The 20,355-nt window shown below is 76.4% G+C and carries 19 protein-coding genes; 8 read left to right on the top strand and 11 right to left on the bottom strand.

Translation table 11 applies throughout. From position 1 onward, the window contains the following. Positions 1-1,079: glycoside hydrolase family 3 C-terminal domain-containing protein (locus ABEB16_RS01295; RefSeq protein WP_345710470.1), on the top strand; the 1,079-nt coding region annotated here is incomplete at its 5' end. Between the two features lie 135 nt (positions 1,080-1,214). On the opposite strand, the gene ABEB16_RS01290 is transcribed toward ABEB16_RS01295, so the two are convergent. Then, positions 1,215-1,517, bottom strand: coding sequence for a YciI-like protein (locus ABEB16_RS01290; protein WP_345710469.1), 303 nt, complete (start codon positions 1,515-1,517; stop codon positions 1,215-1,217). 106 nt (positions 1,518-1,623) lie between these two features. Between ABEB16_RS01290 and ABEB16_RS01285 the strand changes: the two genes are divergently transcribed. Both ABEB16_RS01285 and ABEB16_RS01280 read left to right on the top strand, forming a co-directional pair. Continuing rightward, positions 1,624-2,208, top strand: coding sequence for a TetR family transcriptional regulator (locus tag ABEB16_RS01285; RefSeq protein ID WP_345710468.1), 585 nt, complete (start codon positions 1,624-1,626; stop codon positions 2,206-2,208). Between the two features lie 87 nt (positions 2,209-2,295). Continuing rightward, positions 2,296-3,213, top strand: coding sequence for an SDR family oxidoreductase (locus tag ABEB16_RS01280; protein ID WP_345710467.1), 918 nt, complete (start codon positions 2,296-2,298; stop codon positions 3,211-3,213). Here ABEB16_RS01280 and ABEB16_RS01275 read toward each other — a convergent pair. Both ABEB16_RS01275 and ABEB16_RS01270 read right to left on the bottom strand, forming a co-directional pair. Beyond that, the gene (locus tag ABEB16_RS01275; RefSeq protein WP_345710466.1) at positions 3,204-4,244 is read right to left on the bottom strand and encodes a helix-turn-helix transcriptional regulator; all 1,041 of its coding nucleotides are present in this window, start codon (positions 4,242-4,244) and stop codon (positions 3,204-3,206) included. The two genes, ABEB16_RS01280 and ABEB16_RS01275, sit on opposite strands and share 10 nt — an antisense overlap. Positions 4,245-4,358: 114 nt before the next feature. Beyond that, the gene (locus ABEB16_RS01270; RefSeq protein WP_345710465.1) at positions 4,359-5,051 is read right to left on the bottom strand and encodes a hypothetical protein; all 693 of its coding nucleotides are present in this window, start codon (positions 5,049-5,051) and stop codon (positions 4,359-4,361) included. Positions 5,052-5,194: 143 nt separating this feature from the next. On the opposite strand from ABEB16_RS01270, the gene ABEB16_RS01265 reads away from it, so the two are divergent. Both ABEB16_RS01265 and ABEB16_RS01260 read left to right on the top strand, forming a co-directional pair. Then, on the top strand, positions 5,195-6,364 hold the full coding sequence (locus tag ABEB16_RS01265; protein WP_345710464.1) for a sensor histidine kinase: 1,170 nt from the start codon (positions 5,195-5,197) through the stop codon (positions 6,362-6,364). Beyond that, positions 6,361-7,044, top strand: a complete 684-nt coding sequence (locus ABEB16_RS01260) for a response regulator (protein WP_345710463.1) — start codon at positions 6,361-6,363, stop codon at positions 7,042-7,044. Before ABEB16_RS01265 ends, ABEB16_RS01260 begins: the two co-directional genes overlap by 4 nt. 46 nt (positions 7,045-7,090) lie before the next feature. Here ABEB16_RS01260 and ABEB16_RS01255 read toward each other — a convergent pair whose 3' ends face one another. The 6 genes from ABEB16_RS01255 to ABEB16_RS01230 form a co-directional block, all read right to left on the bottom strand. Next, positions 7,091-7,393 carry a DUF2795 domain-containing protein gene (locus tag ABEB16_RS01255; protein WP_345710462.1) on the bottom strand — a complete coding sequence of 101 codons (303 nt, stop codon included), beginning with the start codon at positions 7,391-7,393 and terminating at the stop codon, positions 7,091-7,093. Between the two features lie 88 nt (positions 7,394-7,481). Further along, complete coding sequence (locus ABEB16_RS01250) at positions 7,482-8,102, bottom strand: LuxR C-terminal-related transcriptional regulator (RefSeq protein ID WP_425560072.1); 621 nt, start codon at positions 8,100-8,102, stop codon at positions 7,482-7,484. Between the two features lie 47 nt (positions 8,103-8,149). Continuing rightward, positions 8,150-10,024 carry a sensor histidine kinase gene (locus tag ABEB16_RS01245; RefSeq protein ID WP_345710472.1) on the bottom strand — a complete coding sequence of 625 codons (1,875 nt, stop codon included), beginning with the start codon at positions 10,022-10,024 and terminating at the stop codon, positions 8,150-8,152. Between the two features lie 152 nt (positions 10,025-10,176). Beyond that, positions 10,177-10,890 (bottom strand): hypothetical protein, encoded by a 714-nt coding sequence (locus tag ABEB16_RS01240; protein WP_345710460.1) that lies wholly within the window; start codon positions 10,888-10,890, stop codon positions 10,177-10,179. A gap of 197 nt (positions 10,891-11,087) precedes the next feature. Next, positions 11,088-13,208 carry a calcineurin-like phosphoesterase C-terminal domain-containing protein gene (locus ABEB16_RS01235; protein WP_345710459.1) on the bottom strand — a complete coding sequence of 707 codons (2,121 nt, stop codon included), beginning with the start codon at positions 13,206-13,208 and terminating at the stop codon, positions 11,088-11,090. Positions 13,209-13,331: 123 nt separating this feature from the next. Beyond that, positions 13,332-14,702 carry an ATP-dependent 6-phosphofructokinase gene (locus tag ABEB16_RS01230; RefSeq protein WP_345710458.1) on the bottom strand — a complete coding sequence of 457 codons (1,371 nt, stop codon included), beginning with the start codon at positions 14,700-14,702 and terminating at the stop codon, positions 13,332-13,334. Positions 14,703-14,837: 135 nt separating this feature from the next. Between ABEB16_RS01230 and ABEB16_RS01225 the strand changes: the two genes are divergently transcribed. Then, positions 14,838-15,242: an OsmC family protein gene (locus ABEB16_RS01225; RefSeq protein ID WP_345710457.1), complete on the top strand. Its 405-nt coding sequence runs from the start codon at positions 14,838-14,840 to the stop codon at positions 15,240-15,242. Between the two features lie 84 nt (positions 15,243-15,326). On the opposite strand, the gene ABEB16_RS01220 is transcribed toward ABEB16_RS01225, so the two are convergent. Together ABEB16_RS01220 and ABEB16_RS01215 are read right to left on the bottom strand one after the other, a co-directional pair. Then, positions 15,327-17,372 carry a bifunctional copper resistance protein CopD/cytochrome c oxidase assembly protein gene (locus tag ABEB16_RS01220; protein ID WP_345710456.1) on the bottom strand — a complete coding sequence of 682 codons (2,046 nt, stop codon included), beginning with the start codon at positions 17,370-17,372 and terminating at the stop codon, positions 15,327-15,329. A gap of 55 nt (positions 17,373-17,427) precedes the next feature. After that, entirely contained in the window at positions 17,428-17,844 is a 417-nt protein-coding gene (locus ABEB16_RS01215; RefSeq protein WP_345710455.1) for an ATP-binding protein, read from the bottom strand. A 249-nt stretch (positions 17,845-18,093) separates the two neighbouring features. Between ABEB16_RS01215 and ABEB16_RS01210 the strand changes: the two genes are divergently transcribed. Together ABEB16_RS01210 and ABEB16_RS01205 are read left to right on the top strand one after the other, a co-directional pair. Continuing rightward, on the top strand, positions 18,094-18,663 hold the full coding sequence (locus ABEB16_RS01210; protein WP_345710454.1) for a MarR family winged helix-turn-helix transcriptional regulator: 570 nt from the start codon (positions 18,094-18,096) through the stop codon (positions 18,661-18,663). 71 nt (positions 18,664-18,734) lie between these two features. Further along, the coding region (locus ABEB16_RS01205) for an MDR family MFS transporter (RefSeq protein ID WP_345710471.1) at positions 18,735-20,355 on the top strand (1,621 nt) is incomplete at its 3' end.

The raw sequence follows: 20,355 nt of genomic DNA, 5'->3' as shown, positions 1-20,355 counted from the left end.
CCGTCATCGGCGCCACCGCGTCGTCGACCCCGACCAGCGACGGCACCAGCGCGGTGGACGCCTGCAGCATGACCTGGCCACCGCGCTTCGGCAGCACGCGCACGCTGGTCTGCGAGGACCTCGTCCCGATCGAGGAGAGCCTGCGCGAGCGCGCGGCGCGCGACGGGGCGGACGTCACCTTCGACGCCGGCACCGACACCGCGGCCGCGGCGGCCGAGGCCGCGGCGGCCGATGTCGCCGTCGTCGTGGTGAACGTGGCGATGGGCGAGTTCGCCGACCTCCCCGACCTGCGCCTCACCGGCAACGGTGACGAGCTCGTCTCCGCCGTCGCCGCGGCCAACCCGCGCACCGTCGTCGTGCTGCAGACGGGCAGCGCGGTCGAGATGCCGTGGATCGGCGACGTCCCCTCGGTCGTCCAGGCCTGGTACGGCGGGGAGCAGCAGGGTCCGGCGCTGGCCTCGCTGCTGTTCGGGGACACCAACTTCAGCGGGAAGCTCCCGATGACGTTCCCCGAGTCCCTCGCGGACACCCCGACCCGCACCCCGGAGCAGTACCCGGGGGTCTTCGCCGACGGCTCGACGACCCGCCCGGAGGGCAGCGAGGCGATCCGCCAGGTGAACTACACCGAGGGCCTGCAGGTCGGGTACCGCTGGTACCAGGAGCAGGGCATCGAGCCGCTGTTCCCGTTCGGCCACGGCCTGTCCTACACGTCGTTCGCCTACAGCCACCTGCGGTTCTCCCCGTCCCTCGGCAAGGGCGAGAAGGGGGTCCACCTCACGTTCCGGCTGACCAACACGGGCGAACGGGCCGGCACCGAGGTCGCCCAGGCCTACCTCGAGCTGCCCGAGGCCACCGGGGAGCCCGGCCGGCGCCTCGTCGGCTGGGAGCGCGTCACCCTGCAGCCGGGGCAGAGCGAGGACGTGAAGATCACGCTGTCCTACGCGGACGTGCGCGACCTGCACCTGCTGCAGCACTGGGACGAGAGGACCGACCGCTGGACGACCGCCCGCGGCACCTACGGCGTGCACGTCGGCGGCTCCTCGGACACCGCTCTCTCGCGCACCGTCCGCATCCCCTGAGGGCCTGGACGACAGCACGGCCTGGACGACAGCACGGCCCGGACCACGACGCGGAGGGCACGCACCGCTCCCCCGGGACCGGTGCGTGCCCTCCGGCGTCCCGCCGGGCGGACGTCCCCGCTGTGCGGTTCCCGGTCAGGGTCGGGTGGGTTCGGAGGCCTGGTCCCCCACCACGGTGCGCCAGGGGCGGGCGGTCCAGGAGGTGACGACGCCGCCGGTCACGTAGGGATCGGCGACCGCGAACGCCCGTGCCGCCCGGACGGGGTCGGGCCCGGTGAAGACGAGCAGCGCGGTGAACGGGCCGTCGCCGACGGCCCCGCCGAGGAGCAGGTCCCCTCGTTCGACGGCCTGCCACGCCGCTGACAGGTGCGCGGAGCGGTGCGCCTCGCGGCGCTGCAGGTAGTCGTCGGCGTAGGTGTACTCGAGCACCGCGTGCATGGGCGTCCCCCGTCGCTGCCGTCGGTCGGTGGGCCGGCGGCAGCGCGCAGCGGGGCCGCCCCCCTCCACTGACACGGTCGTGTCAGCGAGCGGGTACGTTACCGCCGTGGGCGATCACCTGGCGACGGCCTCACCGCGGCGGGCCGAACTGCTCGAGGCCGCGTACCGGTACGTGCTGCAGCACGGCCTGTCCGCGGCGTCGCTGCGTCCGCTGGCCGCTGCCGTCGGGTCCAGCACTCGGGTGCTGATGTACCTGTTCGGGAGCAAGGACGGACTCGTCCGGGCCCTCCTGGACCGTGCGCGCGCGGACGAGCTCGCCGCCCTGCAAGAGGTGAGCAGGGGCACGGGAGGGCTGGCAGCGGGCGTGGAGGCGCTGTGGTCCTGGCTGTCCGCCGAGGCGCACCGACCGCTGCTGCGGTTGTGGGTGGAGTGCTACAGCCGCTCCCTGACCGACCAGGACGGGCCGTGGGCGGACTTCGCGCGCGACAGCGTGCGGACCTGGACGGACGTCCTCGCGACGTGCCAGAGCGCGCAGGAGCGGATGGGTCCGGCGGCGGAGGCCGACAGGACGCTGGCGCTGGCCGTGCTCCGGGGCGCGTTGCTCGACCTGCTGGCCACCTCCGACGTGGAGCGCCTGACGGCAGCGGTGCACCGCTGCACCTCCAGCATCCCCCGCGCCCCCCACAGCTGATCGACCGGCGCGAGAGCAGCAGCCCCCCGCCGGGCGCGCCCCGGAACCCTGCCAGCAGGTGGCGGGGTTCGGCGCGAGCGTGGCCGCATGAGCGGAGCGCTGCAGGACGTGGTGGCGGTGGTGGCGGGCGGGACCCGCGGGGCGAGCAGGGCGATCGCCGTGGAGCTGGGCCGGGCGGGGGCGGTGGTCTACGTGACCGGCCGCTCCGCCCGGGGCCGGCGCTCGGAGGTGGACCGGCCCGAGACGGTCGAGGAGACGGCGGAGCTGGTGGCCGCGGCGGGCGGCAGGGCCGTCGCCGTGCACGTCGACCACCTGGACCCCGAGCAGGTGGCGGCGCTGGCGCGGCGGATCGACGCCGAGCACGGGCGCCTGGACGTGCTCGTCGACGGGATCTGGGGCGGGGACGGGCACCTGCAGTGGGGGAAGCCGGTCTGGGAGCACTCCCTGGCGGCGAGCCTGCGGATGGTGCGCCTCGGCGTCGACGCCCACCTGATCACCAGCCACCACCTGCTGCCGCTGCTGGTGCGGCGACCGGGCGGGCTGGTGGTGGAGCTCACCGACGGCACGGCGGAGTGGAACGCGCGGTTCCGGGAGGGCACGTCGCTGGCGTTCTACGTCGCCAAGACCGCGGCGCACCCGATGGCGATCGGCGAGGCGCACGAGCTGGCGCCGCACGGCTGCACGGCGGTCGCCCTCACCCCGGGCTGGCTGCGCTCGGAGGCGATGCTCGACACCTTCGGCGTGAGCGAGGAGACCTGGCGGGAGGCGTGCGCGCAGGAGCCGCACTTCGCGATCTCGGAGACGCCGACGTTCGTCGGGCGCACGGTGGCCGCGCTGGCCGCCGACCCGGAGCGGGCCCGGTTCGCGGGGCGGACGCTGAGCAGCGGGCAGCTCGCGCAGCTGTACGGGATCGACGACGTCGACGGCAGCCGCCCCGACGGGTGGCGGTACATGACGGAGGTCGTCGCGGCCGGGCGGCCGGCCGACACCGCCGGCTACCGCTGACGCCCGGCGGGCGGGGGTTGCGCGTGACGTTCGGCCATCCGCCGCGCGGTGTCCGCGAACGCGGCCCGCGCGGCGGGCGGCGCGAGGACCTCGACCTCGGCGCCCAGGCCGAGGAGACGACCGGCGGCCACGACCGGGTCCTCCAGGTGCAGCTCCACGCGCGTCCAGCCGTCGGCGGCGGGCGGACCGGCCGCCGCGAGCGCCCCGGCGGCGGTGTCGGCGTCGAGCAGCGACGGCAGCGCCCGCACCCCGCGGGGGCTGAGCCGCACCAGCACCGGGACCCGGTCCAGGGAGCGCTCGAACTCGGCGGACGAGCGCTGCCACCAGGAGGCCAGGTCGAAACCCGCGGGGCGCTCGAACCGCTCCTCCAGCTCGGTCGTAGCGGTCACCCGGGCCACCCGGTAGGTGCGCACGACGTCCCCGCCGGGGTCTGCGCCGGAATCCCCGCCGGGGTGTCCGCCGGGGTCCGCGGGGCGGGCCGCGAGGTACCAGACACCCGCCTTGAGCACGAGGCCGAGCGGGTCGAGGAGACGCTCCACCTGCCCGTCCGGGCGCCGGTAGGCGATCCGCACCCGCCGCTGCGCCCAGACGGCGCGGGCCAGGGCGCCCAGGTGCTCCGACTCCTCCTCGCGGCGGAACCAGCCGGGGGCGTCGAGGTGGAAGCGCTGGGCCACGCGCTGGGCCTGCTCGCGCAGCTCGGCCGGCAGGGTCGCGGCGACCTTGGCGTGCGCGGCGGAGACCGCCGTGCCCAGGCCCAGGTCCGCCAGCGCCCGTGGCACCCCCATCGCCAGCAGCGCGACGGCCTCGCGGGAGGTGAGCCCGTCCAGCCGCGAGCGCCAGCCGTCGACGAGGCGCACCCCGCCGTGCCGGCCGGGTTCGGTCCACACCGGGACCCCCGCCTCGCGCAGGGCGGCGACGTCGCGGTGCATCGTCCGCTCGGACACGCCGAGCTCGGCGGCCAGCTCGGCGACCGTGGCGGCGCGGCGGCGCTGCAGGACGAAGAGCAGGGCGACGAGCCGCTCCGCGCGCACCGCCCCATCCTGACCGCTCGCGCCGGGCGGGAGAACACCTGGACGAGTCCTCCCGGCAGGGCCGCTGCTCCAGGACAGGCACCCTGAACTCCTCGACGAACGGAGCCCGGCGCGCTACCGGGTGACATCGGCGACGAGCGGGCGCCCCTGCCCGGCGGTCGCCGGCCGCAGCAGGTGCCGGCCGTAGGCGGCCCAGGCGAGGAAGACGACGAGCTGGCCGATGCCGTTGTGCCCGGACAGGACGCTGCCGGCGAGGAAGCAGGGCAGCGTGAGGGTCAGCGCCCACGCCGTGCTCCTGGGCCGCCAGCCCGCGCGCAGCAGGCAGGGGCCGAGCAGCGTGGAGCCCACCAACTGGAGCAGCGTGCCCGGCAGCATCAGGGCGATGAAGCCCACGTCGACGAGCGGGGCCCCCGCGTCCCCGCCGACGAGGGCGAGGGCCACGAGCCCGATGCCCGCCTGCCCCAGCACGCAGCCGGCGAGCAGGACCGCCCACGCCGCGCGCTCGGTCCGGGACCGGGGCGTGCGGCGGCGGCGCGCGACGAGCACCGCCACCAGCACCGCGGGGAACAGCAGCGCCAGCGCCTGCAGGTAGGTCGCGTAGACCCGCTCCGGCGGGGCGAAGGTGAGCAGCCGCCCCGCCCAGCGGCCGGCGGGCTCCGCCCACCACGCCACGGTCGGGCCGGCGAGCGCCTCCGCACCGTCGCGGGTGCGGAACCACGCCAGCCCCAGCAGCGGCGCCACCAGGCAGGCCCCCGCGCCGGCGACGACCACCCAGGTCCCCAGCCGGCGGTCCGCACGTCCGTCCACGTCGCCACCCCCTCCGCGCCGCGACCGTCGCGGCCGACGTCCACGGTGGTCGCCGCGGGCGTCGGCGTCGTCGGACCGGCGCGGGCACCGGCGTACCGCGCAGGGTTGACGCGCCCGGCGCACCGCGGGGCTAGCGTTCCCCCGTGGACGGGCCCGCCGCCGGGGCGCGACGCCGGTCCGGGGGGACCCGGCCCGCCGACGCGGTCGTCCCCCTGCTCATCGCGGCGGTGGGCACGGCCGAACTCGTCGGCGGGGGCTACGACCACCTCGCGGCGGCGCTGGGCACGTTCTGGCTGGCCGCGCTGGTCCTGGTCGTGCGCCGCCGCCTGCCCGTGGTGGCGCCCCCGGCGGTGGGCGGCTGCTACGCGCTGGCGGCCGCGCTGGGCGTGGACATCGGCGGCCCGGCATCGTGGATCCTGCTGCTGGTCCTCGCGTCCTCCTCCGCGGGCCGCTACCCGCCCTGGGAGCGGCACCTGCCCGGCCTGCTGGCCGTGACCGCGTGCCTGGCGATCACCTACCTCGCGCTGGGGGCGCTCTCCGACTTCGAGCCGGACCTGCTGTTCGGGCTGCTGGGCACGTACGTGCCGTGGCTGCTCGGGCGGCTGCTGCGCCGGGAGCTGGACCGCGCGGCGACCGCGGCGGCGGAGGCGGAGCGGGAACGGGCGCGCCGCGAGCGCGACGTGGAGGCGGCCGCCGCGGCGGAGCGGGAGCGGATCGCCAGGGAGCTGCACGACGTCCTGGCGCACTCCCTCAGCGTCATGGTCGTGCAGGCCTCGCTCGCCGAGGACGTCCTCGGCCACGACCCGGAGACCGCCGCGCGGGCCGTGCGCGCGGTGCAGCGGTGCGGGCGGGAGGCCCTGGCGGAGACGGGGCGGCTGCTGCGGCTGGTCCGCGACGACGCCGGCGAGCTGGGGCTCGCCCCGGGGCCGGTGCTGGCCGACCTGCCGGCGCTGGCCGAGGAGTTCGGCCGCGCGGGGATGCCCGTCGCGCTGGTCCGCGACGGCACCGTGGACGACCTGCCCACCGGTCTGCAGCTGTCGGTGTACCGGATCGTGCAGGAGGCGCTGACGAACGCGCTCAAGCACGCCCCGGGCAGCCGGGCCGAGGTCCGCCTCGTGCGGTGCGCGGACGCCGTGCGGGTGGAGGTCCGCAACGGGCCCGCGGCCTCGCCCGCCGCACCGGTGCCCGGCGGGCACGGGCTGCCGGGGGTGCGGGAGCGCGTCGCGTTGTTCGGCGGGTCGCTGGAGCACGGCGGGACCCCCGACGGGGGGTACGCGCTCGCCGTCTCCGTGCCGGTGGAGGTGGCTCCGTGACGTCGGTGGTCCTGGCGGACGACCAGGAGCTCGTCCGCAGCGGGCTGCGGGGCCTGCTGGAGGCGCGCGGCGTGGAGGTGCTGGGCGAGGCGGGCGACGGGCGCGCCGCCCTGGAGGTGGCGCGCCGGGTGCGCCCGGACGTGCTGGTGCTCGACATCCGGATGCCGGTGCTGGACGGGATCGCCGCCACCCGGGAGGCCGTGGCCACCGGCCTGGGCTCGCGGGTGCTGGTCCTGACGACCTACGACCTGGACGTCTACGTCTACGAGGCGCTGCGGGCCGGTGCCGGGGGTTTCCTGCTGAAGGCGAGCCCGCCGGACCTGCTGGCCGAGGCGGTGCGCGTGGTCGCGGCCGGCGAGGCGCTGCTGGCGCCTGCGCTCGTCCGGCGCCTCGTCGCCGCGCACGTCAGCGGTCCCCCGCCGTGGTCGGGGACCCCCGCGGCGCTGGCCGGGCTGACCGACCGCGAGCGCGAGGTCCTCGTCCTCGTCGCGCGCGGGATGGGCAACCCCGCGATCGCCGCGGAACTCGTGCTCAGCGAGGCGACCGTCAAGACGCACGTCAACCGGATCCTGGCGAAGCAGGGCCTCAGCAGCCGGGCGCAGGCGGTGGTGCTCGCCTACGAGTCCGGTCTCGTCCGGGCCGGCGGGGCCGGCGCGCCCCGGCCGGGCCGGGACCGGTGATCCGTGGCGGGCGGGGCCCAGCGGGGGACGTCCCGCCCCGGCCGCGTCAGCTCTGCCGCTGCGCCTCCTCCAGCGGGTCGGGCGCCACCTCGCGCAGGTCCGCCGCGATGCGGGAGTCCGCCTGCCCGCGCGCCTGCTGCGCCGCGGTGTGCGCGTCGACGGGCTCGGCGGTCGGCACCGAGCGGGCCACCTCGTCCTTGTCGGCGTAGTCCACCGGCGGGATCGAGCGCAGGGCGCGCACCACGTCGTCGCCCGCGCCGCTCTCCAGCGCCGAGGCGATCAGCGCGTCCTTGTCCGCGGGGAACGTCGCCTTCTTGATCGCGTGCAGGACCTCGTCCGTCGTGGCCATGTGCTCCTCCTCCTCGAGCGGCAACCGTCCGCAAGGGCTCGTACCCGTTCCGGCGGGCTCCGAACCCGCCCCGGGCGGTGCCGCGCCCTCACCCCACGCCGAGGCCCGCCTCCCGGGCCCGCACGATCGCCGCCGCCCGGTCCGGCAGGCCCAGCTTCGCCAGCACGATCGCCACCTGGTTGCGCACCGTCTTCGGGCTGAGCACCAGCCGCCGCGCGATCGTGGCGTTGTCGTAGCCGCGGGCCACCAGGTCCAGCACCTCCCGCTCCCGCTCCGACAGCCCCGGGAAGGGCACCGCCGGGCCCGCCGCCCGGACCCCCGCCAGGTGCGCCACCGCCCGGGCCGCGACCTGCGCCCCGAGGATCACGTCCCCGTTGCCCACCGCCCGCACCGCCCGCTCCACCTCCTCCGGGCCCGCGCCCTTGAGGAGGTAGCCGCGCGCCCCCGCCCGCACCGACGCCACCACCGCCTCGTCGTCCTCGCGCATCGTGACGACCAGCACCCCGACCCCCGGGTGGCGGCGCACCAGGTCGCGGGTGGCCTCCACCCCGGAGTCCGCGCCGAGGTTGAGGTCCATCAGCACCACCAGGCCGGCGCCGTCCGCGTCCCCGGCGGCCACGGCCTCGTCGACCACCGCCAGCGCCCCCGCCGCCGAGTCCGCGCTGCCCACCACCTCGATGCCCGCCAGGCTGCCCAGCAGGCCGACCATGCCCAGGCGGAAGACGGGGTGGTCGTCGACCACCACGACCCGCAGGCTCACGAGCGCACCGGCCGGGGCGCCAGCGGCAGCACGGCCTCCACCCGGGTGCCGCCGGCCGCACCGGGCAGCACGCGCAGGGTGCCGCCCTGCTCCGCGGCCCGCTCCCGCATCGAGCGCGACCCCACCCCGGCCACCGCAGCCGGGTCCAGCCCCGCGCCGTCGTCGGCCACCACCAGCCGCACCGCGTCCCCCACCTGCACGTCCACCTCGCACCGCCTCGCACCGCTGTGGCGCACCACGTTCATCAGGGCCTCCACCACGATCCCGTACGCGGCGGCGGCCGTCCTCGGCTCCAGCCCCGCCGTCGGGTCGCAGCGCAGCGACACCACCACCCCGGATTCCGCGTGCCGCTCCACCAGGTCCGTCAGCGCCGGCCCGAGGCCCAGCTCGTCCAGCACCGGCGGCAGCAGGCTGCGGGACAGCTGCCGCACGTCGTCCACCCGCGAGTCCAGCTCCCCCGCCAGCGCCGCCAGCAGCTCGTCGGCGGCCCGCGGGTCGGACCCCACGAGGTTGCGCGCCCCCTGCAGGCCGAGCCGGATGCCCGCCAGCGACGGCCCCAGCCCGTCGTGCAGCTCCCGGCGGATGACGCGGCGCTCCTCCAGCCGCACCGACGCCAGCCGGTCCCGGGCGGCGTCCAGGTCCGCCGACGCCCTCGCCAGCACCACCGCGGCCGCCACCACCGGCGCCAGCTCCGCCAGCGTCCGGCGGGCGCGGGCGTCCAGCGCCTCCCCCGGCAGCGCGGTGACCACGAGCAGCCGCAGCGTCTGCCCGCGGTGCTCCAGCGGCACGGCGACGCCCTCGCCGGTGGCGGTCCCCGCGGCGGCCACCACCTGCGGGCCGGCGGGGCCGTCGACGTGGACCACCGCCGACTCCAGCCGCAGCGACGCCGCGACGTCGGCGACGAACCCCCGCAGCAGCTCCTCCGGGCTGCCGGGCCGCCCCAGGGAGCTGCCCAGCCGCCGCACCGCGCGCACCGGGTCCACCGCGTCGCCGTGCACGAGGCGGTGCACCCGCGCCTGCAGCCACAGCCGCGAGGGCTGCACCACCGCCGCCACGACCGCCGCCGCCAGCAGCTGCGCCACCCCCTCCCCCGGGACGAGCAGCGCGGCGACGGCGGTCACCGCCACGTACACCAGGCCCAGCACGACGGTGAGCAGCCCGGCCAGGACGGCCCGGCTGACGGCCAGGTCCAGCCCCCACATCCGCTGGCGCAGCACCGAGACCAGCACCGCCGCCGGGTAGACGGCCTGCGCGGCCAGGTGCAGCACGGGCGTGGACCACACGGGCAGCCCCAGCCGCGGCGCGAGGACCACCACGAGCAGCAGCACGAACGACAGGGTCATCACCGCCGACCCCAGCGCCAGCCAGCCCAGGCCGACCCGCTCCCGCTGCGGGCCGCGCCGCCAGCGGTGGGCGACGTCGGCGGTGGCGGCCGCCCCCACGACGACCACCGCGGACATCGACACCGCGAACGGCAGCGGCGAGGTGAGCTGGGCCAGCTGCACGCCCAGGACCCCGGCGACCGCCAGCACCCCGGCCACCACGCCCCACCGCGCCCCCCCGAGCGGGTGGTCGCGCACCAGCCAGGGCACGACGAGGAACAGCGCCAGGGTCCCCGGCACCCACGCGGTGCCCTGCAGCGCCATCAGCACGCCCGAGGCGGGCCAGCCCGCGGCGGGTGCGTGGGACTCGTACGCGAACCCGAACGCGGCGAGGGCACCGCCGAGGCCCGCGACGGCCAGGATCCACGCGACCGGGGCGGGGCGCCGCGCCAGCAGCACCCCCGAGACCGTGCCGTACACGCAGGCCACGGTGAGGTCCACGGCGTAGAACCACAGGCCCTCGTCGACGGGCGGGCGGGCGGCCGCCATCAGGACCAGGGACGCCAGCGCCACCACCCACGACGTGACGGCGACCGCCGCCCCGGCAGCCGCCGGCCCCCGGTCCCGTCCCGTTCGCGTCGTCCCCTCCACAGCGACGCGACCGTACAGACCGGGGGCCGGCTTCGGGCCGTTTCCGCCGTTCAGGCCCCCACCCGCCCGCGGCGGTCGCCCAGCCAGAAGCCGAGCATCGCCACGAGCAGCCACACCGGCCCGGTCATGCCCGCCATGTACTGCAGCGGCGAGACGCCCAGCAGGGTGGTCAGCACGCCGAGGACGAGGCTGACCCAGCCGATCCAGCGGGGCAGGGCGGCAGAGCGCAGGGCGGCGGCGGCCACGGCGAGCGCGGCGACCCCGGAGCCCAGCCACAGCCACGGCACGGTGCCCACCCAGTGCCCGTAGAGCGCGGCGGTCTCGGGCACGAGGCGGGAGGTGTCCTGCAGGCCGAAGACGAACTCGGTGTCGAGGGCGGAGCCCATCAGCCCCGCGACCGCGGTGAGGCCGAGGCCGGCGGCGGCGATCCCGGGCAGCAGGCTGCCGGTGGGCAGGGCGGCGGCGAGGCGGCGGTGCAGGCCTGCGGCGACGACGAGCAGCAGCACCGTGGTGAGGGTCGTGGCGGTGTGGAAGACCAGCAGCGGGGTGGTCTGCCCGGCCAGCGCCTCGGTGATGCCCGCCGCGTCCCCGGCGAGGTCCTCGCGGTAGGCGGCGTCGACGGCGGTGCTGGCCTGGATGCTGGTGATGCCGCCGACGCCGGCGAGGACGCCGGTGAGGGCCCAGCCGCGGCCGGTGCGCGGCGCCCGCGCGGGGACGGGGGCGGCGGTGCCCGGTGCGGCGCTGGTCGGGGCGGTGGTGCTCATGCGGCTCTCCTGCGGTGCTCCGGCCGGGTCCCTCCCGGCGACGCACCGGAGGTTTCCGCGCCCGGCGTCCCGGGCGGCAGGGGCGGCGGTCCCGACCTGCCGGGCGCCCCCGCCCGGGACGGGCACGCACGACGGGGACGTCCCGCCCGCGACACACCGGTGTCGCCGGGCGGGACGTCCCCGTCAGGGGGCGGGGCTCAGCCCTGCTCGAACAGCTCCGTGCGGAACGCCTGCGCCGGCAGCTCGGCGCGGACCTCGAAGGTGTGCGTGTCGGTGTGCTCCCGGCCCGCGCCGTCGGTGGCGGTCACCGTGGCGGTGTGCACGCCCTCGGCCAGGTCCGCGGGCAGCCGGAGCTGCCACAGGTGGGTGGCGCGGTCGGCGAGGTTGGAACCCTGCTGGGCCGGGCCGGGGCCGTAGGAGGCGCCGTCGTACAGCTCGAAGCCCTGGGCGCGCTCGTCGCCGGAGGTGCTGGCGAACGCGAACCGGGCCACCTGCAGCTGGCGGGTGGCGGCGGCCGGGTCGGCGAAGCGGGCACCGGTGTTCGCGGCCTCACCGCGCGCCTGCTGGGTGCGGACGGCCGGCTGCGCCTCGCCGCCGTCGATCGAGACGGACACCTCGGTGTCGCTGGAGCCGTACCAGACGTTCGCGGTCAGGAACGTGTCCTGCGCGAGGTCGGCGGGGGTGACCAGGCCCGGGTCGCCCAGGTCGTTGACGTTCACCGGCGGCAGCGCCATCCGGTCGCCGGACTCGCGGGCCGCGGCCCACCCGCTGAGCTGCGTGTACCAGTCGCGCCAGCGCGGGGAGTTCAGCGACAGCGCCATCTGCTTGTCGTCCTCCTCGCCGATGACGTGGAAGCTGTCGACGAACTCGCTGCCCTCGACGTCCAGCGTCAGGTAGCCGGGGCGGGCGCCGTCGCGCTGCAGGGCCATCGGGCGGCCCTCGATCCCCAGGTCGCCGGAGTACCAGTCACCGCTGGGGGCACCGGCCACCACGTGCGGGAACGGCAGCTCCGCCACGCCCACGGCCTCCTGCCAGCCGGCGTAGGAGTCACCGGTGAGCATCCGCTCGGTGGAGTGGGTGTGCCCGGACACCGACAGCGCCGGGCGGCCCTCCAGGAGCTCGTACACCCGCAGCACGTCGGCGGTCTGGTGCTTGGTCGACGTGGCGTCGGCGAAGGAGACCATCGGGATGTGGGTGGCGAGGACGACCAGCTTGTCCTCGGGCACGGCGGCCAGGTCGGCCTCCAGCCAGTCGAGCTGCTGCTCGCCCAGGACGCCGGAGTAGCTGGGCGCGCCCGCGGGGTCCGCGCAGTGCGGTCGCGTGCCGTCCGGGTCGTCCGCCGGGGTGCAGGGGTACTTGACGTTGTTCATGACGACGTGGTGGACGTCGGCCACGTCGTAGGAGTACGTGGTGGGGCCCAGCTCGCGCTTGTAGGTGTCGAAGGAGTGCGCGGCGTCGGTGGCGTCCAGGTCGAGGTCGTGGTTGCCGGGCACGAACCGCAGCGGCAGGCCGGTGGCGCCCAGCACCTCCTTGATGCGCGGGTACAGCCCGAGGTCGTCGCCGGCGACGTCGCCGAGCATGAGCGCACCGCACTCGGCGAGGCGCTGCCCCTCGTCCTGCTGCCGGGCCACGAGGTCGGCCACGAGGCCGTCGCGGGCGAAGCCGAGCTCGCGGCCGCTGTAGGTCTGCACGTCGGCGAGGACGGCGCAGCGGGTGCGCGCGTCCTGGGCCTGCTCGTCGCCGCGCACCAGGGGGAAGTTCACCGCCGACGGCAGCGGGCCGGTGGGTGCCAGACCGCCGAAGCGCAGCTCGGGGGACCCGGCGGGCAGGTGGTGGTAGTGGAACTGGGCGACGCCGTCGGCGTCGACGGGGACCTGCCAGCCCGAGGGCTGGGTGACGAAGGCGGTCATGCCGTCGAACACCGGCAGCTCGTAGCGGCCCTCGGGGTCGGTGCGGACGACGTCGCGGCCGTTGGAGACCGCGACACCCGCCACGCCCTCCTCGCCGTCGCTGCGGCCGTCGCGGTCGGAGTCCTCGAACACCGTGCCCCGCAGCGTGGCCGGCTCCGAGAGCCGGTCCGGGGACGAGATGGCGCCGACCTCGCGGACGACCTCCACGGACCCGACGTACGGCTCGGGCGCGGTGTCCGCGGCCGGGGCGGGGGCGGGGGCGGGGGCGGCGGAGGAGGACGCCTGCAGGGAGACGGTCAGGGCACCCGCGCCGACCAGCGCGGCCGTCGCGGCGGCGAGCGCGCGCCGGTGCCGCGACGGGGCGGCGGGTGGGGTGGTGGACGGGGACGCGGACGTGGGGGTGCTCATGGCGGTGGGGTGCCTCTCGTCGGCGGTCGTCGACCCCCGGCGGCGACCGCCGCAGGGGCCGCACCCCATGCTGTGCGGCCCCTGTGATGCCCCGGTGACGCCCGGCGGAAGACCGGGCGAACGTCACTGACCGCCGAAGACCTGCACCGCCGGGGAGTCCGCGTCGCCGAACGACCACGGCTGCCCGGTGGCCTCCAGCACCGACCACCACAGGTCCCCGTTCGGGTCGACCTGGTTGCGCGAGCTCACCGCGAGGTCGATGGGGATGTGCACGAACCGCCGCCGCCAGCGCCCCACGACCATGTTCGTGCGCCCCGCCATCGCCGCGTGCACCGCCGCGTGCGCCAGCCGGATGCAGTACACGGCGTCGTAGGGGTTGGCCGGGACGCTGCGGATGTTGTAGCTGGGGTCGATGTAGCGCATGTTGAGCTCCATGCCGTGCGCGGCGAAGTCCTCCGCGAGGCGGTCGCGCAGCAGCTTGCCGACGTCCTGCAGCCGCTTGTTGCCGGAGGCGTCGCGCGCCTCGTCGGCCTCGAAGAGCTCCTGGCCGGCGCCCTCGGCGACGACGACGACCGCGTGGCCCTGCTCCTTGACCCGCCGGCGCAGGTCGGCGAGGAAACCGCCCGGGCCGTCCAGCACGAACGGCACCTCGGGGATGAGGACGTAGTCGGCGTCGTTCTGCGCCAGCGCCGCGTAGCAGGCGATGAAGCCCGAGTGCCGGCCCATGAGCTTGACGACGCTGACCCCGTTGGGCGCGGTGCGGGCCTCGACCTTCGCCGAGCGGATGGAGCGGCTGGCCTCGGAGAACGCCGACTGGAAGCCGAAGCTCTGGTCGATGAAGGGGATGTCGTTGTCGATCGTCTTGGGGATGCCCACGACGGCGGTCTTCTGCCCCCGCTCGCGCAGCTCCGCGGAGATCTTCTGCGCGCCGCGCATCGTCCCGTCGCCGCCGATGACGAAGAGGATGGAGATGCCCATCCGCTCCAGGCAGTCGGCGATCTCCCCGGCGTCCTGCTGGCCCCGGGAGGTGCCCAGGATGGTGCCGCCCTCGCCGTCGATGCCGTCGACGACCTCCAGGTTGAGGTCCACCACGTCGTGGCCGTAGCTGGGGATGAAGCCCTGGTAGCCGTTGCGGAAGCCGTAGATGCGCCGCACCCCGTAGTGGGTGGTGAGCTCGGAGACCAGGCCGCGGATGACGTTGTTGATGCCCGGGCACAGCCCGCCGCAGGTGACGATGCCGACCCGGGTCTTGGACGGGTCGAAGAAGATGCGCTCGCGCGGCCCGCTGGGCTCCAGGCTGGGCAGCTCGGAGGTGGGCAGGTCGCGGCGCTCGAGCTTGGAGAGGGTGTCGTCGAAGAGCACCCGGTCGGTGGGCTGCACGTAGTGCTGGGTGGTGCGGCGCGCGTTGAGCCGCGGCGCCAGCGGGGAGTCCACCGTGCAGGGTCCGAGCTGCTCCACCGTGAAGTTCATCTGCGGGTTCGTGGCGCTGGCCATCCGATGTCCACCCTCGCTCGGCGTCCGGTACGGGGACATCGTGCCGGATGCGGGCGGTGGGCGGGCGGGCGGTGCCGGGGCGGCCCGGTGAAGATCACCGGGCGGCGGCGGCGATCGCGCCCTAGCGTCGGCGGCATGCCCGAGGACCTCTACACCGCCGTCGTGACCGCCACCCCCGGTGCGGCGCGCTCCTCCGACGACGCCCTGTCCGTCACCGTCTCCGAGCCCGGCGAGCTGGGCGGCAGCGGGGACGGCACCAACCCCGAGCAGCTGATGGCCGCCGCGCTCGGCAGCTGCCTGCTGGAGTCGCTGCGCATCGCGGCGAGCACCCGCGGCGCGAGCATCGACGACGCCTCCGTGGAGGCGCGGGTGACGCTCGCGTCGGCCTCCGGCCCCGGCTACACCGCGACCTACGCGCTGCAGGTGTCGCTGCCGGGCGTGGAGGACGCCGCCGGGGTGCTCGCCGAGGCGCAGTCGCTGTGCCCGTTCACCAAGACGCTGGACGCCTCGACCCTCGACGTGCAGCTCGCGGGGTCCTGAGCCCCCGCACCACCCGCGCCGCCGGGGCCCCGGGACGGCGCCGGGGCCCCGGGCGCCGGTCCAGGACCCCGGGCCCCCGGGACCTCAGCGCCGCCCGGGGGCGTCGTCGCGGGAGAGCCGCTCGAGCATGTCGTTGTAGGCGCGCAGCTCGGCGTCGCCGTCGCGCTCGGCCGCCCGGTCGCGGCGGCGGTCCTCCCGCGCGTCCGAGCGCGCCCACGTCACCGCCACGCCCAGCACCAGGAACAGCGTGGGCAGCTCGCCGATGCCCCAGGCGATGCCGCCGCCGCGCTGCTGGTCGGCGAGCAGGTCGCCGCCGAGGCCGAGGGCGCCGAACCAGCCCGGCGCCAGCACGGTGGTGCTCTGCATGAGGCCGACGCCGAAGAAGGCGTGGAAACCCATCGTCGCGAACAGCAGCAGCAGCCGCAGCGGGAAGCGGGGGCGGTCGGCGCCCGGGTCGACGCCGATGAGCACCGAGGCGAACAGGTACCCGGTGCCCAGGAAGTGGACCATCATCAGCTCGTGGCCGACGTGGGTGCGCAGCGCCACCTCGAACAGCGGTGAGTAGTAGAAGACGATGATGCTGCCGGCGAACAGGACGGCGGCCACCACGGGGTGGCCCACGACGCGCAGCCAGGTGGAGTGCACCAGGACCATCAGCCACTCGCGGGCGCCGCGGGAGCCGTCGCGGCGGGCGGGCAGGGTGCGCAGCGCGAGGGTGACGGGACCGCCGAGGACGAGCAGCGGCGGCACCGCCATCGTCAGCAGCATGTGCTGCACCATGTGCGCGCTGAAGGAGATCCGGCCGTAGGCGGCGGGGCCCCCGCTGGTCACCCACAGCAGCAGCACGCAGCCGGCCAGCCACGCCAGCGTGCGCCCGGCCGGCCAGCGGTCCCCGCGCCGGCGCAGCGCGCGCACGGCGAGGGCGTACCAGGTGGCCAGGCCGGCCCCGACGAGCAGCCACAGCAGGTCCGGTGCGGTCTCGGTGGCCCAGCGCAGCGGCGTGGACGGCGCCGGCACGGGCCGGCCCAGCAGCGCCTCGGCCGCGCTCGGGGTGCCCGTCACGTCCGGCACGGGCGGGGCGCTGCGGCTGAGGGCGACCCCGAGGCCGGTGGCCACCGCCATGACGAGCAGCTCGCCGGCGGCCAGCCGCGCGAGGGGCCCCCACCGCCCGGGTGCGGCCGCCAGGGCGGGGATGGTGCGGCGCCGGTGCGCCCAGCCGAGCACCCCGAGCGCGACGAGGGCGGCGGTCTTGGCCAGCAGGATCGCGCCGTAGGTGCTGGCCAGGCCCGACCAGCCGCCGAGGCGCACGGAGGCGTTGACGACGCCGGACAGCGCCACGGCGGCGAAGGACCACAGCGCCAGCGTCGAGTAGCGCCGCACGACCACGGCGGCGTCGGCGCGCCGGCGCCCGGAGCCCCCGGCCCCGGCGCGCGCGCCCGGCGCGTGGAGGGTGCCGGCGACCACGAGCAGGCCGGCCAGGCCCCCGACCCAGGCGGTGACGCCGACCAGGTGCAGGCCCAGCGACGTCACGGCGCTCTCGTGGGAGGCGGAGCCGGAGGCGTGCCCGGACAGCGACAGCGGCAGCAGGGCCCCCAGGGCCAGGGCGGTGGCGGCGGCGGTCCCGCCGTGGCCGGTGGCGGCCGCGGCGGCGGTGGCGGCGGCCGCGGCGAGCACGGTGGTGGCCAGCAGCGCCTGGCCCAGGTCGATCTGCTGCGCGAACTGCGCCAGCCCGGCACCGAAGCCGGGCGCACCGGGCGGGGAGCCCACCACGTCGGCGTAGGTGAGGACGAGCACGGCCAGGGCCGCCAGCGTCCACACCGCCCCCGCGGCCGCGGCGGTGCGCACGGCGCGCTCGAACGCCGCGGAGGGGTGCGGCAGGGCGGCGCAGGCCAGCAGCAGCGGGCCGGCGGTGAGGGCGGCGGCGAGGTCGTGCACGGTGCGGGCGGCGGGCAGGCCGTAGCGCACGAGGGCGCCGGGGTCCTGCAGCGCGCCGGGGTCGAGGGCCCCGGAGGCGGCCAGGCCGATCAGGGTGGCGAGCAGCGCCGCCGCGAGCCCGCCCGCGCCGAGGGCGACGAGGGCGCGGGATCCGGGGCGCTGCCCGGTGGGACGGGGGGGCGCAGGGGCAGCCACCTCCCCAGGGTAGGTCGCGGCACCGACGGCGCCGCCCGGCGGAGGGGGTGCGCCCTCAGGCGCTGAGGCGCCGGGTCGTGCCGGGCAGGCTGCCGGCGACCTCGACGTCGCACCAGACGACCTTGCCCACGGGGGAGACGTCGATGCCGTGCCGCTCGGCGAGGGCCTCGACGAGGAGCAGGCCCCGCCCGTTGAGCGCGTCGGGGTCGGGGTCGCGCCGCTGCGGGAGGCGGGTGTTCTCGTCGGCGACGCTGAGGCGGACCTGGCGGGCGGTGGCGGCCAGCGAGACGGCGACCTCGCTGCGGCCGTACAGGACGGCGTTGGTCACCAGCTCGGCGGTGAGCAGCAGCAGGGTGTCGACGCTGTCCTCGTCGAGGCTGCGCCGGGCGCACCAGTCCGCGACGAAGCGGCGGGCGCGCCAGGACGCGGAGGGGTCGGGGGGCAGCGTCACGTCGCTCTGGGCCGTCTCCACCGCGCGCATGCTCTCCCTCGTCAGGCTCCCGCTGCCCGCCGCGGGCGGCCGGGGGCGGACGTCGGAGCTCCCGGCACACCAAAGCTTGCAGCAACCAACTTGTTGCATGTAGCATTCATGTGCGAGCGTGCCGCCCGCCACCTTGCATGTCGGTCCACGACCGCGGAGCGTTACACGCCTGGCAACTCAGAGTGCCAATTCCTTCACTCACAGTGAAGCATGGGCCGAGGCACGACCACCTGGAGCACCATGACCCCCGAGCACCCGGCCACCGCGCCCCCCGCGCCGGAGCCCCCCGCCGCCACGACGGGCGCGGCGGCGCTGATGCGCCAGCTCAGCCGCCAGCACCGCGTGCTGCACGCGGTGAAGTCCACGCTCTCCCGCGGCGTCTCGGAAGCGGACAAGGCCTCCACGCTGCTGCTGGTCACCCTCGCCGAGCAGGGCCCCGTGCGCGCCGGCGCGCTCGCCGAGGCGGTGCACTCCGACCCCTCCACCGTCAGCCGGCAGACCGCCGAGCTGGTCGCGCAGGGCCTCGTCGAGCGCCAGCCCGACCCCGCCGACGGGCGCGCCTCCCGGCTGGCCGTGACCGCCGCCGGCCACGAGCGGGTGGCGTTCATCCACGCCAGGCGCCGCGCCCTCTTCGCGGAGGTGCTGCGCGACTGGGACGCCGGGGACGTCGACCGCCTCACCACCTACCTCAGCCGGCTCAACGACGACCTCGACCGCGTGCGCACCGAGGTCGTCGACGGCACGAGCCCGCTGCTGACCCCACCGTCCCCGGCCCCCACCGTCCCGGCCCCCGCGGAGGCACACCCGTGAGCAGCACCACCCCCACAGCAGCCGGCCACCCGCCGGCACCGGCAGGGCCGGCGCTCAGCCACCGGCAGATCATGGCCATCCTCAGCGGCCTGCTGCTCGGGATGTTCCTCGCCGCCCTCGACCAGACGATCGTCGCCACGGCGATCCGCACCATCGCCGACGACCTGTCCGGCTTCGACCTGCAGGCGTGGGCGACGACGGCGTTCCTCATCACCTCGACGATCTCCACGCCGCTCTACGGCAAGCTCTCCGACATGTACGGCCGGCGGCCGTTCTTCGTGGCCGCCATCGTGATCTTCGTCGTCGGCTCCGCGCTGTGCGGCATCTCCACGTCGATGTACGAGCTCGCCGCCTGGCGCGCCCTGCAGGGCCTCGGCGCCGGCGGCCTCATGTCGCTGGCGCTGACGATCATCGCCGACATCGTCCCGGCGCGGGAGCGGGCGAAGTACCAGGCCTACTTCATGGCCGTCTTCGGCTCCTCCAGCGTCCTCGGGCCCGTCGCCGGCGGCTTCTTCTCCGGCCAGGACACCATCCTCGGCCTCACCGGCTGGCGCTGGATCTTCTGGATCAACGTGCCGATCGGCATCGTGGCCCTGGCCGTCGTCCTGAAGAACCTCAAGCTGCCCAAGCGCACCTCGCACCACCGCATCGACTGGCCCGGCGCCCTGGCCCTCGTCCTGTGCCTGGTGCCGCTGCTCATCGTCGCCGAGCAGGGCCGCGAGTGGGGCTGGGGCTCCGGGCGCGCCCTGCTCTGCTACGCCGTCGGCGTCGTCGGCCTCGTCGCCTTCGTCCTCGCCGAGCGCGCCTTCGGCGAGGAGGCGCTGCTGCCGCTGCGGATGTTCCGGGGCCGGACCTTCGCCGTGGGCAGCCTGGGCAGCTTCATCATGGGCATGGGCATGTTCGGCGGCCTCGCCGTGCTGCCCCAGTACCTGCAGGTCGTCAAGGGCTCCACCCCGACCGAGGGCGGCCTGCAGATGCTGCCGCTGACGTTCGGGATCATGTCCGCCAGCGCGATCTGCGGTCAGATCATCAGCCGCACCGGCAGGTACAAGGTGCTGCCGGTCATCGGCTCCGCCCTCATGGCCCTGGCCCTGTTCCTGCTCTCCCTCATCACCGCCGACACGCCCGTCTGGCAGACCATGCTGATCATGGTCCTGCTCGGCTGGGGCCTCGGCGGCAACATGCAGCCGGTCATCCTCGCCGTGCAGAACGCCGCCTCCCCCCGCGAGATCGGGGTCGCGACGTCCTCGGTGACCTTCTTCCGCCAGATGGGCGGCACGCTGGGCACCGCGGTCTTCCTGTCGATCCTGTTCTCCACCCTCGGCCGCAACATCCAGGACGAGTACCGCGCCGCGTCCAGCACCTCCGCCTTCACCGGCGCGCTGGAGCAGGCCGGGCTGACCCTGCAGCAGCTGCAGGAGCGGCTGGTGCAGGCGCTGAGCAACACGCAGATCATCTCGGACCTGCCCGCGACGCTGGCGCACCCCTTCAAGGAGGGCTTCACCGACTCCACGAGCCTGATCTTCCTGGTGGCGGCCGGTGTCATGGTCGTCGGCCTGGTCGTCGTGGCCTTCCTGCCCAGCCTGCCGCTGCGGACCGGCGCGCCTCTCCAGCAGCCGGCCGGCGCCCCGGGTGCCGCACCGGCCGCGGCGGCGGGCCTGGCCGGTACCGCCGCCGCGCAGCCGCAGGAGG

Origin of the sequence: Kineococcus glutinatus, assembly GCF_039542765.1 — a bacterium.
Lineage (GTDB): Bacteria > Actinomycetota > Actinomycetes > Actinomycetales > Kineococcaceae > Kineococcus_A > Kineococcus_A glutinatus.
The sequence above is the reverse complement of the archived record's forward strand: the minus strand, read 5'-3'. Positions and strand labels throughout refer to the sequence as shown.

Coding starts and splice junctions, on each gene's coding strand:
- ABEB16_RS01280 (WP_345710467.1), top strand. CDS start 2,296: ATGAGCGGAGCGCTGCAGGACGTGGTGGCGGTGGTGGCGGGCGGGACC.
- ABEB16_RS01255 (WP_345710462.1), bottom strand. CDS start 7,393: ATGGCCACGACGGACGAGGTCCTGCACGCGATCAAGAAGGCGACGTTC.
- ABEB16_RS01210 (WP_345710454.1), top strand. CDS start 18,094: ATGACCCCCGAGCACCCGGCCACCGCGCCCCCCGCGCCGGAGCCCCCC.
- ABEB16_RS01290 (WP_345710469.1), bottom strand. CDS start 1,517: ATGCACGCGGTGCTCGAGTACACCTACGCCGACGACTACCTGCAGCGC.
- ABEB16_RS01250 (WP_425560072.1), bottom strand. CDS start 8,102: ATGGTCGGCCTGCTGGGCAGCCTGGCGGGCATCGAGGTGGTGGGCAGC.
- ABEB16_RS01225 (WP_345710457.1), top strand. CDS start 14,838: ATGCCCGAGGACCTCTACACCGCCGTCGTGACCGCCACCCCCGGTGCG.
- ABEB16_RS01240 (WP_345710460.1), bottom strand. CDS start 10,890: ATGAGCACCACCGCCCCGACCAGCGCCGCACCGGGCACCGCCGCCCCC.
- ABEB16_RS01230 (WP_345710458.1), bottom strand. CDS start 14,702: ATGGCCAGCGCCACGAACCCGCAGATGAACTTCACGGTGGAGCAGCTC.
- ABEB16_RS01245 (WP_345710472.1), bottom strand. CDS start 10,024: ATGGCGGCCGCCCGCCCGCCCGTCGACGAGGGCCTGTGGTTCTACGCC.
- ABEB16_RS01235 (WP_345710459.1), bottom strand. CDS start 13,208: ATGAGCACCCCCACGTCCGCGTCCCCGTCCACCACCCCACCCGCCGCC.